The organism is Streptomyces rimosus (assembly GCF_008704655.1).
Classification (GTDB): Bacteria; Actinomycetota; Actinomycetes; order Streptomycetales; family Streptomycetaceae; genus Streptomyces; species Streptomyces rimosus.
Genome location: NZ_CP023688.1, coordinates 3,118,873 through 3,134,115, shown reverse-complemented (window position 1 = coordinate 3,134,115; position 15,243 = coordinate 3,118,873). Strand labels below are relative to the sequence as shown.

General features: G+C 71.3%; 13 protein-coding genes and 1 pseudogene. 5 read left to right on the top strand and 9 right to left on the bottom strand.

Going from position 1 to position 15,243, the window contains the following annotated elements:
• Positions 1-110 precede the first annotated feature (110 nt).
• The 4 genes and pseudogenes from CP984_RS12705 to CP984_RS12690 all read right to left on the bottom strand — a co-directional run.
• Positions 111-1,124, bottom strand: a pseudogene (locus tag CP984_RS12705) (chitinase); the annotation flags it as partial.
• Positions 1,125-1,501: 377 nt separating this feature from the next.
• Positions 1,502-1,765, bottom strand: a complete 264-nt coding sequence (locus CP984_RS12700) for a hypothetical protein (protein ID WP_003984002.1) — start codon at positions 1,763-1,765, stop codon at positions 1,502-1,504.
• Between the two features lie 84 nt (positions 1,766-1,849).
• Entirely contained in the window at positions 1,850-2,590 is a 741-nt protein-coding gene (locus CP984_RS12695) for a TetR/AcrR family transcriptional regulator (protein ID WP_003984001.1), read from the bottom strand.
• Between the two features lie 93 nt (positions 2,591-2,683).
• The gene (locus tag CP984_RS12690) at positions 2,684-3,631 is read right to left on the bottom strand and encodes an AurF N-oxygenase family protein (protein WP_003984000.1); all 948 of its coding nucleotides are present in this window, start codon (positions 3,629-3,631) and stop codon (positions 2,684-2,686) included.
• Between the two features lie 169 nt (positions 3,632-3,800).
• Here CP984_RS12690 and CP984_RS12685 point away from each other — a divergent pair, with 169 nt between their 5' ends.
• Positions 3,801-4,922: a ferritin-like domain-containing protein gene (locus CP984_RS12685; RefSeq protein ID WP_003983999.1), complete on the top strand. Its 1,122-nt coding sequence runs from the start codon at positions 3,801-3,803 to the stop codon at positions 4,920-4,922.
• A 46-nt stretch (positions 4,923-4,968) separates the two neighbouring features.
• Here CP984_RS12685 and CP984_RS12680 read toward each other — a convergent pair whose 3' ends face one another.
• The 4 genes from CP984_RS12680 to CP984_RS12665 all read right to left on the bottom strand — a co-directional run bounded on the left by CP984_RS12680 (position 4,969) and on the right by CP984_RS12665 (position 9,350).
• Entirely contained in the window at positions 4,969-5,805 is an 837-nt protein-coding gene (locus tag CP984_RS12680; RefSeq protein WP_003983998.1) for an ABC transporter ATP-binding protein, read from the bottom strand.
• 65 nt (positions 5,806-5,870) lie between these two features.
• Positions 5,871-6,374: an HD domain-containing protein gene (locus CP984_RS12675; RefSeq protein ID WP_003983997.1), complete on the bottom strand. Its 504-nt coding sequence runs from the start codon at positions 6,372-6,374 to the stop codon at positions 5,871-5,873.
• 55 nt (positions 6,375-6,429) lie between these two features.
• The gene (locus tag CP984_RS12670) at positions 6,430-7,884 is read right to left on the bottom strand and encodes a penicillin-binding transpeptidase domain-containing protein (RefSeq protein ID WP_003983996.1); all 1,455 of its coding nucleotides are present in this window, start codon (positions 7,882-7,884) and stop codon (positions 6,430-6,432) included.
• A complete protein-coding gene (locus CP984_RS12665) occupies positions 7,881-9,350 on the bottom strand; it encodes an FtsW/RodA/SpoVE family cell cycle protein (protein ID WP_003983995.1) in 1,470 nt (489 codons plus the stop codon). The genes CP984_RS12670 and CP984_RS12665 overlap by 4 nt, the downstream gene beginning before the upstream one ends.
• Positions 9,351-10,132: 782 nt before the next feature.
• Between CP984_RS12665 and CP984_RS12660 the strand changes: the two genes are divergently transcribed.
• From CP984_RS12660 to CP984_RS12645, 4 genes are all read left to right on the top strand, one after another.
• The gene (locus tag CP984_RS12660) at positions 10,133-11,371 is read left to right on the top strand and encodes a cytochrome P450 (protein ID WP_197049384.1); all 1,239 of its coding nucleotides are present in this window, start codon (positions 10,133-10,135) and stop codon (positions 11,369-11,371) included.
• 282 nt (positions 11,372-11,653) lie between these two features.
• Positions 11,654-12,388, top strand: a complete 735-nt coding sequence (locus CP984_RS12655) for a hypothetical protein (RefSeq protein WP_030182670.1) — start codon at positions 11,654-11,656, stop codon at positions 12,386-12,388.
• A gap of 120 nt (positions 12,389-12,508) precedes the next feature.
• Positions 12,509-13,129, top strand: a complete 621-nt coding sequence (locus tag CP984_RS12650) for a class F sortase (RefSeq protein ID WP_043978701.1) — start codon at positions 12,509-12,511, stop codon at positions 13,127-13,129.
• On the top strand, positions 13,126-13,890 hold the full coding sequence (locus CP984_RS12645; protein ID WP_043978704.1) for a hypothetical protein: 765 nt from the start codon (positions 13,126-13,128) through the stop codon (positions 13,888-13,890). The genes CP984_RS12650 and CP984_RS12645 overlap by 4 nt, the downstream gene beginning before the upstream one ends.
• Here CP984_RS12645 and CP984_RS12640 read toward each other — a convergent pair.
• Positions 13,871-15,103, bottom strand: a complete 1,233-nt coding sequence (locus CP984_RS12640) for a cytochrome P450 (RefSeq protein WP_043978707.1) — start codon at positions 15,101-15,103, stop codon at positions 13,871-13,873. The genes CP984_RS12645 and CP984_RS12640 overlap by 20 nt on opposite strands.
• Between the last annotated feature and the right edge of the window lie 140 nt (positions 15,104-15,243).

The window sequence follows — 15,243 nt, the reverse complement described above, 5'->3', positions numbered from 1 at the left end:
CGTATCTTCGCCGTGGGGGTGGGGCCACCGGGGCGGTACGGTCACCCGATCGGGCGCCGGTGGCGTGTCACGGCGCCCGACAGCGGTCGCGGCGTGCTGCTGAGGGGCGGTCAGCTCCCGTAGTAGGCGTCGAAGTTCTTCTGGAACTCCCAGCCGCCGAACCGGTCCCAGTTGATGGACCAGGTCATCAGGCCCCGCATGCCGGGCCAGCGGCCGTGGGTGCGGTAGCTGCCGCAGTCGGTGCCCCGGGTGAGGCAGTTGAGGGCCTTGGTGACCTCGGCGGGCGCGGTGTGCCCGTTGCCCGCGTACGGAGAGGCGGGCAGCCCGATGGCGACCTGCGACGGCTTCAGCGCCGGGAAGACGTTGTTCTGGTTGCCGGCGACCGGGAAGCCGGTCAGCAGCATGTCGGTCATCGCGATGTGGAAGTCCGCGCTGCCCATGAAGTGGTACTGGTTGTCCAGGCCCATGATCGGTCCGGAGTTGTAGTCCTGGACGTGCAGCAGGGTCAGGTCGTCGCGGAGCGCGTGGATGACCGGCAGGTACGCGCCGGCGCGCGGGTCCTGGCCGCCCCAGGGGCCCGAGCCGTAGAACTGGTACCCGAGCTGGACGAAGAACGTCTCCGGCGCCATGGTGAGCGTGAATCCCGGACCGTACTTGGCCTTGAGGGTCTTCACCGCCGAGATCAGGTTGACGATCGCCGGGGTCTTCGGGTTCTTGAAGTCGGTGTCGCCGTTGGCCAGCGAGAGGGAGTGGCCCTCGAAGTCGATGTCCAGGCCGTCCAGCCCGTACCGGTCGATGATCGCGCCGACCGACTGCACGAACCGGTCCCGGGCGGCGGTGGACGTCAGCTGGACCTGTCCGTTCTGTCCGCCGATCGAGATCTGCACCTTCTTGCCCGCGGCCTGCTTCGCCTTGACCGCGGCCTTGAACTCCGCCTCGCTCTCCACGCCCGGACACTCCGTCTTGGGGCAGAGCGAGAAGCGGATGTCGCCGGAGGTGACGGAGGTCGGCTCGCCGAAGGCCAGGTTGATGATGTCCCAGCTGTCCGGAACGTCGGCCAGGCGGGTGTAGCCGGAGCCGTTGGCGAAACTGGCGTGCAGGTAGCCGACGAGGGCGTGCTCGGGAATCGCTTGCGTACGGGCGGCCGGTGCGGGCGCGGGGGCCGGGGCGGCCTGGGCGGGGGTGAACAGGGCCGTGGCGCCGAGGAGGCCGGCGGCGACGGTGGCCAGGGTGGCGGCCAGGGGTCTCTTGGACAGGCTGCGTCTGCGGCGCATGGGGGGTGCTCCTTGTCGTCGGCGGTACGGAGGGGACGTACGCGCGTGCCGAAACGGGAGGGGCCGCCCCTGCGGGGGTGGGGCCTTGCCAGGGAGGCGCAAGCGCGGCTCCCCCCTGGGCAGGCAGCAAACAGGACTAGACCAGTACTGTCAATGGTCCGGACCAAGGGTGGGGATACCGGACGGTGCGCCGGAAGCAGTCGTCCGGTATGCGGTCAGCTACGCGATCAACGCCGCCCGGACCACGGCCACTTCGGCCCGCCCTGCGGCTTCCCCGCCGGGTCGTACTCGTACTTCCACCCCCGCGGCAGCCCCAGCCGCCCCACCCGGCCCGGCGCCCGCCGGTACAGGTGCACCGTCGGCGGGCTGCCGTCGTCGTTCGGCACCGGGATCTCGTACGTCTTCGGCGGCTGGCCGGTCGCGCCGACGAGGACCGGCAGCACCCGCCCATCGAGCGGGCCGCCGACGAACGGGGTGTTCTCGCTTCTCACCCCACCAGTCTCACATCCCCTTGCGGGCCGACGAAAGCGCAGGTCAGGCCAGGTGCGGCGGAAATGCGTCCGGACGGGTGGCGGTCACAGGAGGTGGGCCGCGTCCCCCACGACGGGCAGCACGCGCCGGGCCAGCACACCGACCGGGCCCTCGGCGGACTCCATCGCCAGCGCCGCGCGCGTCACCTGCGCGGCCTGCTCGTCGCCCGCCGCTGTCGCGGTCAGCAGCGCCACGAAGTGGTCGACCAGCCAGTCGCGCAGCTCGTCCAGCGGCGGCTGCTTGTCCTCGTCCAGCCAGATCAGGGAGGCGGCCTCGACGGCGGTGATCCACGTACGGACCGCCATCCGCAGCCGGGGCGACGGGGCGGGGGCCCCGAGGTGGAGCAGGATCTGCTCGGCGGCGGTGCGGCGCACCTCGTCGACGATCGCGGACGTACGGGCCGTCTCGACGACGCTGCCGCCCTGGAGCAGGGCGCTGAACCCGGCGTCGTGCTCGTCGACGAAGGCCAGGTAGCGGTCGAGCGCCCGGCCGAGGCGCCGCGTCAGCGGGCCGTCCGCCGGCTCGTCGAAGCAGCCTTCCAGTATGTCGGCCGCGCTGCGCAGGGCGGCCTCGTACAACTGCTGCTTGCCGCCGGGGAAGTAGCGGTAGACGAGCGGCCGGGAGACCTCGGCGGCGTTCGCCACGTCGTCCAGCGACACGTCTTCCGGGGCGCGCTGGGCGAACAGTCCCAGGGCGGCCGTGAGGAGTTGGGAGCGGCGCTCCTCGACGCTGAGCCGCCGGTAGGCGGGCCGGGGTACTGCTGGGGCGGTGCCGCTGCCGTTCATCCCAGCAGCGTAACCGCCCCGTCGGGCAGGCGACGGGGCGGGTTCGGGAGCGCGGGGCGCACCCGCGCGTACGGACCCGCGCTGCGCCGGTGCCTACGCCAGCAGCCCCGAGCTCTTCCAGAGCCTGCGGCCGACGCCCCGCAGGACGCCGATGTCGTCCAGGAACTCCGTCAGCCGGCCCGCGCCGGACTGCATCACCTCGCGCCGGTGCCCGCTCGCCTTCACCTGGGCGACCGCCTCCCGCCGGTCCAGACCGACGTTCGTGTACACCTGCGGGTTGACGAACGCGATGGAGAAGACGCGGGCCGCCTCCCCGCAGCTGATCCGGGTCAGTTCCTGCTCCCAGCGCGGCGCCGTGACCATCTGGCGGCGCAGTTCCTCGCGCGCGTAGCGGACGTGCCGGGCCTCTTCGACGACGTGGATGCGGGTGACGCCGCGCACGATCGTCTGGACCCGCTCGTCAGGGAAGGTCAGCCGCTGCATCCAGTCGAGGATCTCCTCGCCGAGCAGGGTGCAGGCGAACGAACCGGGCGTGGTGGAAACGGTCTTGAGGATGCGCGCCAGGTTGTGGTTGAGGCGGGAGACGGGGTACGCGGGCGCCTCGCCCTTCTGGATCATGCGCGCGAACATCTTCGAGTGCCGGCACTCGTCGGCTATCTCGGTCAGCGCGTAGCGCACGTGCGCGCTGGTGACGGACTTGTCGTAGATGTGCCGTACCAGCAGCTGCATCAGGATGATCTCGAACCAGATGCCCAGCGAGGCCAGCGAGGCGGCCTCGTGCCGGGACAGCTCCATCCGCTGCTCCTCGGACATCTTCTTCCACAGCGGGGTGTCGTAGAGGGACACCAGCTCCGGCGGCCAGAACCACTTGCCCTCTTCCAGGGGTGCGTCCCAGTCGAGTTCGGTGTCCGGGTCGAAGGAGTGCTTGGCGGAGGAGTCGAGCAGCCGTTCCGCCACCTGCTCGCGGTCCTTGAGCAGCCCGAGGGCGTCCCGGAGGGCTTCCGGCTCCGTCACGGTCGTCGCTGTCGTCACGGTTGTCATGGCTGTGGTTACCTCGCTCGTGGGTTACCCGCGGTCACCGTCTTATGAGACTGCTTGTCAGCAAGCGCGTCAATCCCCTGTGCGCGAATTGTTGACCCGCCGGTAAGTTCGTGTGAGCCTGCCAACGACCGCCCCCGGCAGGGGGATCGGGCCGAGCGAGGAGGCGTGGATGTCGAGCCGCGAGCTGTACGCACAGGCCCCGGGCGGGTACGAGTGGACCGTGCCGGCCGGCAGCCCGGCCCGCTTCAGCTGGGAATACGACGACGGCCGGGAACGGCTCCTCGCGCTCTACCAGAAGGGCAAGGACAAGCAGTGGGACGCCGATCTGCGCATCGACTGGGCGCAGGAGGTCGACCCGTACAACCCGCTCGGCACACCGGACGAATCGGTCGCCCTCTACGGGACGCCCTACTGGGACCGGATGTCGGACAAGGAGCGCGGTGAACTGCGGCAGCACTACGCCTCCTGGCAGTTCAGCCAGTTCCTGCACGGCGAGCAGGGCGCGATGGTGTGCGCGGCGCGCATCGTGGAGACCGTCCCCGACCTCGACGCGAAGTTCTACTCCGCGACCCAGACCATGGACGAGGCCCGGCACGCGGAGATCTACAGCCGGTTCCTGAAAGAGAAGATCGGGATGCTCTACCCGGTCAACGACAACCTCCAGGCGCTCCTGGGGGACACCCTCAGGGACTCCCGCTGGGACATGCCCTACCTGGGCATGCAGGTGCTGATCGAGGGCCTCGCGCTGGCCGCGTTCGGCATGATCCGCGACACCACCACCATGCCGCTGCCGAAACAGATCCTCGCCTACGTCATGCAGGACGAGGCCCGGCACGTCGCCTTCGGGCGGCTGGCCCTGCGCGACTACTACAAGCAGCTCTCCGACGCCGAACTGCGCGAACGCGAGGAGTTCGTCATCGAGGGCTGCCATCTGATGCGCGACCGGCTGCGCGGCCTGGAGGTGCTGGAGAACTTCGGCGTCCCCCACCAGGAGGCCGCCGAGATCACCGAGAACTCCGAATTCCTCCATCTCTTCCGCAAACTGCTCTTCAGCCGCATCGTGCCGTGCGTGAAGGACATCGGCCTGTGGGACGAACGCCTCCAGCGCGCGTACGTGGACATGGGCGTCTTCGAGCTGGGCGACTCCAACCTGGACCAGCTGATGGCCCAGGACGAGGAACTGGCCGAACAGCTCGACGCCGAACGCTTCGCGAAAGAAGAGCGCGAACGCACGGCGGAGGTGGCCGAGGCGATCGCCGAGGGTGTCAAGTCCGAGCAGTTGGACAGCTGACGCCGCCCGAAGCGCCGGCGACGTCCCGGCCTGGTGCTGCCGCGGGCTAACGCCGGCCCGACCGGGCGAGCCAGCGGCCGTCGTGGCGGGACACCTCGATGGGGCGCCCGAAGCACGCCGTCATGCGGTCGCCCGTGAGGACGTCCGCGACCGGGCCCAGCGCTTGGACGCGGCCCTCACGCAGCAGCAGCGCGTGGCCGATGGCGGGGGACAGCTCTTCCAGGTGGTGGGTGACGGTGACGGTCGCCAGGCCGGGGCGGCCCTTGGCCAGGCGGTGCATGGTGTCGATCAGGTCCTCCCTGGACGGCAGGTCGAGCGCGTTGAACGGCTCGTCCAGGAGCAGCAGCGACGGATCGGCCATCAGCGCGCGGGCGATGAGCAGCCGGGCTCGCTGGCCACCGGAACACACGCCGTACGGCCGGTCCGCCAGTTCCTTGCACTCCAGCTCCGCCAGCAGTTCGTGCGCGCGCTCACGGGTCGCGTCGTCGTACTTCCCCCACAGCGGCTGCACGGTCCCGGTCGCACCGGTCAGCACCACGGTGTGGCCGGTGGCGTCCTGGGGCACCTTCTGCGCGCTGGAGACCAGGCCGATCGCGGCGCGCAGTTCACGTACGTCCACGGTGCCCAGCCGGTGACCGAGCACCTCGACCGTGCCGGTCGTCGGGAACATGAGCGCGCCGATCAGCCGCAGCACGGTCGTCTTGCCCGCACCGTTGGCACCGAGCAGCGCCCAGTGCTCACCGGTACGCACGGTCCAGTCGATGCCGTCGAGGATGACCTGCCCGGTGGTGAAGCGGCGGACGCTCGCGTCGTGGAGGGCCGCGATCACCTGGTCGCCGGGGGCCGTGGGGGCGGTGGGGTCCGAGGGCTCCGAGGTCGTCATGGCGGGCAGGTTAGCTGTATGGGGCAGGTTTGTGAGGGGGGTGTCCGGGGGGTGGAACGCGGCGCCTACGCCAGCCCCAGCAGCGCCCGCACCTTGGCGTACTTCACGGTCAGTCGCTCCCGCGTCGCCGCGTCCAGCACCGCCAGCCGTGCCGGGTCCGCGTTGTGTGCCAGGTCCGCCTGCTTGATCAGCAGTGCGCCGGGCGTGGCCAGGATGCGGGCCGTGTACGCCTCGACCGGCTCGCCCCGGCGCTTGGTCACCGCGCGGACCATCGCCTTGGTGCGCGGTGTGAGGGCGGCGCCGTCCAGCCATGCGGGCGGCAGCGCGTCGTCCTCGATCGCGTCGTGCAGCCAGGCGGCGGCGATCTGTTCGTCGTTGCCGCCGCGCGCCCGGACGCCCTCGGCGACCGCGGCCAGGTGCTCCGCGTACGGGCGGCCCGCCTTGTCCGTCTGTCCTTCGTGCGCGCGGCGGGCCAGTGCCTCGATCTCGGAGAGCGGCAGTACGGCGGCCGGGCCCCGGCTCTGGCGGGCGGACTGCCGGCCGCGTTCCCTGCGGTGCGTACGAACCATGCGTATCCCTGCCCCCTCGCGAGTACGGCCCCGCATCCCCGGTTCTCCCCTCACGTCACCGTAGCGCGGCCTGCATCACCGCGCGGGCGATGGGGGCCGCGCTGCCGCCGCCGCTGATGTCCGCCCGGTCGGCCGCCGCGTCCTCGACGACCACCGCCACGGCCACCGCCGGATCGTCCGCGCCGTCCCGCTTCGCCCAGGAGATGAACCAGGCGTACGGCGTGCCCTCGTTGTGCACCCCGTGCTGCGCGGTGCCGGTCTTGCCGCCGACGGTGGCGCCGTCGATCGCCGCGTTGCCGCCGGTGCCACGGGTGACCACGCCCGTCATCAGCTCCTGGAGCCGGCGCGCGGTGTCCCGCTCCATGGCCCGGTGCAGGGTCCGCTGCCGGGTGGCGGAGACGGTTTCGCCGTCCGCGTCGGTCACCTTGTCCACCAGGTAGGGGGCCCGGACGCCACCGTCGTTGGCCACCGCCGCGGCGACCATCGCCATCTGGAGCGGGGTGGCGGTGGTGTCGTACTGGCCGATGGCCGAGAGCGCCAGCTGCGCGTCGTTCATGTCGGTGTCGAAGTTGCTGCGGGTGGCGGTGGAGGGGATCTTCAGGCCCGCGTCGTTGAAGCCGAAGTTCTCCGCCGTCCCGGCCATGCCGTCCAGGCCCACGTCCACGCCCAGGCCGGCGAATACGGTGTTGCAGGACATCTCGAAGGCGTGGCGCAGGGACGCGTTCGCGCAGCCGCCCGCCTCGTTGGTGAGCTTGGTGGAGGTCCCCGGGAGGGTGTACGGGCTCGGGATGCCGGTCTTCGCGTCGAGGTCGGTGACCTTGCGGTGGTCCAGCGCCGCCGCGGCCGTGACGACCTTGAAGGTCGAGCCCGGCGGGTACGTCTGCTTCAGCGCCCGGTTGAGCATCGGCTGCTCGCCGCCGTGGTTGAGCCGGTCCCAGGCCGTGGTGACCGGCCGCCCGGTGCCGGCCAGCTCGTTCGGGTCGTACGACGGCGTGCTGACCAGCGCGAGAATCTTGCCGGTGCGCGGCTCGACGGCCGCCACCGCGCCTTTCTTGCTCCCCAGCCCCTCGAACGCGGCCCGCTGCGCCGCGGCGTCGATCGTGGTGCGCACCTCACCGCCGGGCTGCTGCTCGCGGGTGATGTCCGTCCACAGTGGGAACGGGGCGAGCCGGGGGTCGGTGCCGGACAGTACGCGGTCCTCGGCGTGCTCCAGCAGCGAGGTGCCGTAGATCTGGGAGGCGTAGCCGGTGACGGCGGCGTACAGCGGTCCCTCGGTGTACGTGCGCTCGTAACGCAGCCGCCCGCCGCTGTCCCGGGACCCGGTGACCGGCCTGCCGCCGACCAGGATGTTCCCGCGCGGCTGGCTGTAACGGGTGAGCGCGGTGCGCCGGTTGGCGGGGTTCGCGTCGTAGGCGTCGGCCTTGAAGACCTGGACGCGGGCGGCGTTCAGGAGGAGCGCGACGAGCAGCACGAGGCCGAAGACGCTGGCCCGGCGGATGTAACGGTTCACCGGTCCCGCTCCTTTCCGCCGCCGACCCCGTACCCGTACCGGTACGGGGTGTCCTCCTCCCCGTACGGCCCGGCCGAGGCCCCGGCCCGGCCGCCGCCGGGGTGGTCCGCCGCGATGACGCCGGGCTCGGTGGCGGCCGGGACCGGGCGGCGGGCGCTGTCGCTGATCCGGATGAGCAGCGCGATGATGACCCAGTTGGTGACCACGGACGAGCCGCCCTGGGCGAGGAACGGCATCGCCATGCCGGTCAGCGGGATCAGCCCCATCACCCCGCCCGCGATGACGAAGACCTGGATCGCGAGGAGGGAGGCGAGGCCCACGGCCAGCAGCCGGCCGAACGGGTCGCGCAGCGCCAGGCCCGCCCGGTAGCCGCGCGCGACCAGCAGTGCGTACAGCAGGAAGAGCACGGTCAGGCCGACCAGGCCCAGTTCCTCGCCGAAGGTGGCCAGGATGAAGTCCGACTTCATGGCGAAGCCGATGAGTGAGGAGTGGCCCTCGCCCAGGCCGGTGCCGAGCATGCCGCCCGCGGCGAAGGCGAACAGCGACTGGGCGAGCTGGCCCGCGCCGCGGCCCGCGTCGATGCTCGCGAACGGGTGCAGCCAGTCCGAGACCCGGCTGTGCACATGCGGTTCGAGGGAGCCCACGGCGGCGGCCCCGGCGGCGGCCAGCAGCAGGCCCATGGCGATCCAGCCGGTGCGGCCGGTGGCGACGTACAGCAGGACGACGAAGACGCCGAAGAAGAGCAGCGAGGTGCCCAGATCGCGTTCGAGGACCAGGACGCCGACGCTGATCAGCCAGATCGTCAGGATCGGGCCGAGCACCCGGCCGGTGGGGAACTGGTAGCGCCACATCCGCCTGCCGGTGTGGGCGAGCGCGTTGCGGTTGGCCGCCAGGTAGGCGGCGAAGAAGACGGTGAGCAGGATCTTGGCGAACTCGCCGGGCTGGAAGGAAAAACCCGCCACCCGGATCCAGATCTTCGCCCCGTTCACCGCGGGGAAGAAGATCGGGACGATCATCAGGGCGAGACCGGCGGCCACCGATACGTATGCGTAGCGCTGCAGGACGCGGTGGTCGCGCAGCAGCAGGACGACGGCGGCGAACAGGCCGACGCCGAGCGCCGACCAGACCAGCTGGGTGGGCGCCGCCGGGTTGCGGGGCGTCTCCAGGTCCAGCCGGAAGATCAGCACCAGTCCGAGCCCGTTGAGCAGCACGGCGATGGGCAGCAGCAGGGGATCGGCGTACGGCGCCCGGAACCGGACGGCGAGGTGGCCGAGGAGGGCCAGGGCGCCGAGGCCCGCGCCGTAGCTCACCGTGTCGCCCGGCACCGCGTTCTGCCGGGCGAGCCCGACGTCGATGTACCCGTAGACGCTGATGAGGACGGCACCGACGAGCAGAAGCAGCTCGGTGCCCCGGCGTCTGGGCAGTCTCAGGCCCGGTGGGGGAGCGTCCGCCGTGGTTGCGGTCATGTCGGGCAACGTAGCAAGCGCCGGGATATATGTCCTTTATGTCGGGACGGGCGGGGCGTGTGGTGCGAGGTGGATGCCGTGGGCGGGGTGAGGCGGCCGGGGTGGGGGGAGGGAGCGGTTCCTGTAGGGGGAGGGCCGTGCGGGCACGGTTTCCGGGAGAGCGGGGCATGGGTCGCACCCGGTCGGCGGGTCGCACGGGCACACGGTCGCGGGTCGGGCGGGCACGTTTTCCGGGGCGCGCGGAGCGGGGCGCTCCCCGGTGGGCCCGCCCGCGGGCGGCCCGGGGCGGGTGGACGCGGGGAGCGGCGTACGGGTTGCCCCGTTCGCCCGTGACGGAACGGGCGGGCCGCATACCCCGCGTACGGTTGGCTTTCGCCCATGGGGCCCGCTACGCGCACAACCCGGCGGTGCGCCCGGCGGCGACGGCCTACTGGCCCGGGGCCGGGGCCAGTTCGCCCTGCGTGCCGGGCCGTCGCGGCCTTCTCCGGGGCGCCCCTAGGGGGCGAACAAGGGTTGTTCCGTGATTGCGCGCAATGGCAGTTTGTAAACTCGACCTCAGACCACGCGCACACATATGTACAAGGCTGAGCTCGTCACGCTGGATGCGGTCGACCGGTCCATGGCGCACGTCACATCCGCGAACGCCGAGCGGATGTCCCAACGTTCGGCAGTCCATACGGGGGGCCGCCGAGGGCGGGTGACCGTCCCCCTCGACGAAAGGCAGTATTAGCGTCATGACGACTCTCCGTTCCCGGATCATCGCCTGGGCCGGCCGCCTGTATATGGCCAGGACGCGGAAGAAGGGCTTCGACCTGTCTCGGATGTCTTTCTTGCCCGATTCTGTGTTGATGCCGCTGCGGCGTCAGGGGCTGGACCCGGTGGGCGAGCTGGCGACGGTGCGCGAGCAGGAGCCCATCTCCAAGCTGCCGGTGCCGATCGCCGCCAATGTGTGGCTCGTCACCGGGTACGACGAGGTCAAGGCGGTACTGGGCAAGGCCAACGCCTTCAGCTCGGACTTCACCAACCTCATCGGCCAGGCCGGTGCCAGCACCGACCAGAACCCCGGCGGCCTCGGATTCGCCGACCCGCCGGTGCACACCCGGCTGCGCCGTCTGCTGACCCCCGAATTCACCATGCGCCGGCTCGGGCGGCTCACGCCCCGTATCCACGAGATCGTGGAGGAGCGGCTGGACGCCATGGAGAAGGCCGGCAGCTCCGGCGAGCCGGTCGACATCGTGGAAACCTTTGCGCTGCCGATTCCGTCCTTGGTCATTTGCGAACTGCTCGGTGTGCCGTACGAGGACCGCGCGGACTTCGAGCGGCTGAGCGCCGCGCGCTTCGACCTCTTCAGCGGCGCCAACGCGTCCTTCGGCGCCATATCGGAATCGCTCGCCTATTTCCGTGAGGTGGTCAAGAAGCAGCGGCAGAACCCGGGCGACGGCCTGCTCGGCATGATCGTCAAGGAACACGGCGACTCGGTCAGCGACGAGGAGCTGGCGGGCCTGGCCGACGGCGTGCTGACCGGCGGCTTCGAGACCACCGCGAGCATGCTGGCGCTGGGCGCCCTGGTCCTCCTCCAGGACCCCGAGCACTTCGCCGCCCTCAAGGACGGCGACGAGGCGGCCGAGCGCTACGTCGAGGAGCTGCTGCGCTACCTCACCGTCGTCCAGGTCGCCTTCCCCCGCTTCGCGCGCGAGGACATGGAGATCGCCGGTGTGCCGATCGCCAAGGGCGACGTGGTGCTGTGCTCGCTCAGCGGCGCCGACCGGGACGGCAAGCTCGGTCCCGACATGGAGCGCTTCGACCCGTCCCGCAACGTTCCCTCGCACCTGGCCTTCGGCTACGGCATACACCGCTGCGTCGGCGCCGAGCTGGCCCGTATGGAGCTGCGCGCCGCCTACCCCGCGCTGGTACGGCGGTTCCCGAACATGCGGCTCGCGGTGGAGCCGGACGCGCTGGAATTCCGCAAGCTGTCGATCGTGTACGGAATCGAGTCGCTGCCGGTGCACCTCGGCGGCTGAGGCGGCTGAGGCGGCGAACGGATTCGTCATTCAACGACCGGGTACCCGGCCGAAAGGCCGAGTGCCCGGTCGCCGCTTTTCCGCCGTAAGGACGAGGAGCGGGGAATTCCGGCGGGACCGAAGTCCCGGAAAGCGCGGGAGTTGCCTTCCCGTGTCCTCATCTCCGGCCGGCTGTTACAAATCCGGCGAATTGCCGTGATGCGGGCTGCCTAACTTCATCGGTGTCGTCGGCGCACCGCTGGACGGCGATCTTCAGTCCGGAAAACCGCAAAGGAACTCCTGATGACTCTCACCCGCCGCCATCTCGTCCGCAGCACCGCCGTCGCGGCCGTCGCCGGCTCCGCACTGCTGCTGCCCGCCGCTGCCGCCTTCGCCGACAGCCCGCAGCCGACCACTACGGGGAGCCCCGGGGCCGCCGGGGACCAGCAGCAGAAGGACGACCGGCAGAAGGACGATCAGAAGAAGAACGAAGACCAGAAGAAGCACGACGAGAACAAGCGCGACCAGAAGAACCACGACGAGAAGAACAACGACCAGCAGAAGGGCGACCGCAAGCTGGTCCGCACGCAGAATCTGTCCGGCGGGTTCCTCGCCAAGGTTTACCGTGTCGGCCCGAACCATTTCCAGGCCGACATGTACGCCAAGGACCCGGGCACCGGCAAGCTCGTCAAGATGGACACGCTGGAGACAAAGGGCGGCAAGCCCGCCTACGGCCGGCACAACGGCGCGCATTTCGTCCTGCGGCCCGACGGGTCCATGACCTCGTGGGTCGAGGGCGGCAACAAGAAGAAGGACGAGAAGAAGAACACCCACCCGGGCGAGCAGAAGAACCAGCGGCAGGGCGACGGTCAGCAGACCAAGGTCACGCCGAAGGGCGGCGTCAAGGCCGGTGCCGAGGGCGTCGGCGAGACGCCGGACACCCCGGCGATGCTGCTCGCCGGAGGCGGCGCCGCCGCGGCCGCCGCGGGCCTGGGCTTCGCGCTGCTGCACCGCCGCAAGGCCCGCGAGGACGCCTGAGCCCCGCGGCCGGTCCGGACCCGGGCCGCTCCGCCCGCACCGGAGCGGCCCGTTCCGGCCGGCTGCCCCGCGCACGCCGCCCTCCTGTACCTTCTCTCTCCGTACGCACCAGGAGCCACCGTGACCACGTCCACCACGTCCCGCCCCGGCCGCATCGGACGCACCGCCGCACTGAGCGCCCTCGCGCTCGCCGTCAGCGGCGTCCTGTCCGCCTGCGGCGGCGATCCCGGCCTGGACGTACGCATGGACAACGCCGCCATCCGCCCGGCCGGACAGGCCGCCGCGCCGATGAAGCGGTCCGAGCCCACCCGCGTACAGATCCCGTCGGCCGGGGTGGACAGCGGCCCGGTCCTCCCGCTCGGCCTCACCGGTGACGGTGAACTCGACGTGCCCCCGGTGGACAAGGCGGACAAGGCGGGCTGGTTCACCAAGGGGGTCACCCCGGGCGAGAAGGGCCCGGCCGTCCTCGTCGCCCACTACGACACGGCCCGGGGCCCGGCCCTGATGAAGAACGTCAAGAAGATGAAGATCGGTGACGTCATCAAGGTCGGCCGCGCCGACGGCTCCACCGCCACCTTCACGATCCGCGAGGTCCAGCAGGTCGACAAGAAGGACTTCCCGACGGACAAGGTCTACGGGGACACCGACCGCCCCGAACTGCGCCTGCTCACCTGCGGCGGCCCGATCGTGGACGGCCACCGCTCGGACAACATCGTCTTCTACGCGGACCTGGTGAAGTGACCCGCGGCGCGCCCCCGTCGGCACCCCGGTCCGGGCCGCCGCGCCGCGACAGGCCCCGGCGGCCGCGGCGCCGGCTGTCCGCCGCCGCGCCCGCCGCCGGCCTCGCGCTGCTGCTCTGCGGCTGCGGAGCGCAGGGCAAGGCCCTGGTCGCGGGCCCGGCGGCCACCGCCTCGGCCCCGGTCCGCCTGTGGCCCGACCTCCCGGCGCCCGAGCGCCCCACTGGCCGGCCCGACCCGCCGGCCCCCGACCGGGTGCCGCACATGCCCGCGGTGCCCGGCGGTGACATCCGGGCGCTCTCCGCGCTGGCCGTCGTCCATGCGGAGGTCGCGGCGCATCCGGGGGTGGTGACGGGCGGCGACGGCATGTACGCGGACACCGCCCGCCGGATCACGGCGTGCGCCCGGATCGGCGCGCCGGGCTGCCCGCTGCGCGAGCCCCGCTTCCACGATCTGACCGGCAACGGCAAGGACGAGATGATCGTCGGCTTCGAGGACCGGCCGGACGGCGGCTCGGCGGCGGACGCGTCGCTGGGGCTGCGCGCGTACACCCTCGACCACGGCGTCGCCGTACGCATCCTGTCCACCCATGTGCGCCCGCTGTCCGTCGAGGTGGCGGGCCGCGAGGTCATCGTGCGCGAGCCCGCCGAACTGCCCGGCTACGAGAACCGCTCGGTGTACGCGTGGGACGCGGACCTGCGCGGGATGACGCTGCACCGCGAGGAGATCCGCCGGGTACGCCCGGCTACTCCGCCCGCAGGGTGACTGGCAGGCTGGTCACGCCGCTGAGGAGGTTGGAGTAGTTGCGGCGGGTGTCTCCGCGCAGTTCCACCGAGGCGACGAGGTCGCGCAGTGCGCTGAGCATGGCGGCGATTTCCGCCCGGCCGAGGTAGGCGCCGAGGCAGAAGTGCGGGCCGTAGCCGAAGGAGAGGTGTTTGTTGGGGGTGCGGTCGAGGCGGAAGCGTTCCGGGGCCTCGAAGACGTCCTCGTCCATGTTGGCCGAGTCGTTCCACAGCGTGACGATGTCCCCGGCCTTGATCACCTGGCCCTGGGTGCCGACCGGGATGTCTTCCAGGGCCGTGCGGCCGAAGTGCAGGGCGGGGGTGGTCCAGCGCAGGATCTCGTCGACGGCGGTGGCGATATCGGCCTGGCCGCTTTTGAGGGCCTGCCACTGGTCGGGGTGTTCGATGAGGGCGAGTACGCCGCCGGTCATCGACATCCGGCTGGTCTCGTCGCCGCCGATGATCAGGCTGTAGCAGTTGACCACGATCTCGTCCATGGTCAGCGGCTTGCCCTCCAGGGTGCCGGTGGCCAGCACGCTGATCGCGTCGTCGCCCGGGTTGGCGCGGCGTTCGGCGGCCAGCGTGCCGAAGTAGGCGAGGATGTCGTTGCGTGCCTGCCAGGCGGCGGCGGGCGACTGGGCGGCGCCGTCGTTGCCGAGGGCCGTCGCGGTCAGCTCCAGCACCTTGGCGCGGTCGGCTTCGGGTACGCCCATCAGGTCGCAGATCGCGGTGAGCGGGATGTCGGCGGCCACGTCGGCGGCGAAGTCGCATTCCCCGCGGGCGATGGCCTCGGCGACCAGTGCGCGGGTGGACTGGCGGATGTTGTCCACGACGCCTTCGAGGGCGCGCGGCGAGAACGCCTTGAGCAGAATTTTACGGAGGTCGGAATGCCGGGGCCCGTCGGTGACCGCGGCCATCATGCCGGCCGCCGAATCGCCGCCCATCAGCAGCGTGGTGAGCACATTTCCCTTTTCCGAGGTGAACCGTTTGTTGTCCCGGTAGATCTCGGACACATCCGCGTGCCGGGACACGACCCAGAAACCCGGCGCGCCGCCGACGGACGGGTGCCAGTGGAACGGCTGTGTGGTGCGCAGATGCCGCCAGACCTCGGACAGGTCGTATTCGGCGTGGGTGCGCGGATCGGTCAGGTCCAGCGTCGCTATGTCACCCGGATTCAGCATGATGCGGCTGGGCATGGATTCTCCTGCTCCTCAGGCTTCTTGGAGTCGCCCGTCCGGCCGCTCCGCGACGCACAGTAACAACTCGCCGCGTTCGGGCGGGAGACGTACCGTGACCGGCCGCCCACGGCCCGGCGCACGGGCCTCGCATAGCCGCG

What these genes read in the sequence shown, in the direction of transcription:
- CP984_RS12695 (WP_003984001.1), bottom strand. Translation starts at nt 2,590, where the DNA reads ATGAACGGCAGCGGCACCGCCCCAGCAGTACCCCGGCCCGCCTACCGG.
- CP984_RS12690 (WP_003984000.1), bottom strand. Translation starts at nt 3,631, where the DNA reads ATGACAACCGTGACGACAGCGACGACCGTGACGGAGCCGGAAGCCCTC.
- CP984_RS12685 (WP_003983999.1), top strand. Translation starts at nt 3,801, where the DNA reads ATGTCGAGCCGCGAGCTGTACGCACAGGCCCCGGGCGGGTACGAGTGG.
- CP984_RS12680 (WP_003983998.1), bottom strand. Translation starts at nt 5,805, where the DNA reads ATGACGACCTCGGAGCCCTCGGACCCCACCGCCCCCACGGCCCCCGGC.
- CP984_RS12675 (WP_003983997.1), bottom strand. Translation starts at nt 6,374, where the DNA reads ATGGTTCGTACGCACCGCAGGGAACGCGGCCGGCAGTCCGCCCGCCAG.
- CP984_RS12665 (WP_003983995.1), bottom strand. Translation starts at nt 9,350, where the DNA reads ATGACCGCAACCACGGCGGACGCTCCCCCACCGGGCCTGAGACTGCCC.
- CP984_RS12660 (WP_197049384.1), top strand. Translation starts at nt 10,133, where the DNA reads ATGGCCAGGACGCGGAAGAAGGGCTTCGACCTGTCTCGGATGTCTTTC.
- CP984_RS12655 (WP_030182670.1), top strand. Translation starts at nt 11,654, where the DNA reads ATGACTCTCACCCGCCGCCATCTCGTCCGCAGCACCGCCGTCGCGGCC.
- CP984_RS12640 (WP_043978707.1), bottom strand. Translation starts at nt 15,103, where the DNA reads ATGCCCAGCCGCATCATGCTGAATCCGGGTGACATAGCGACGCTGGAC.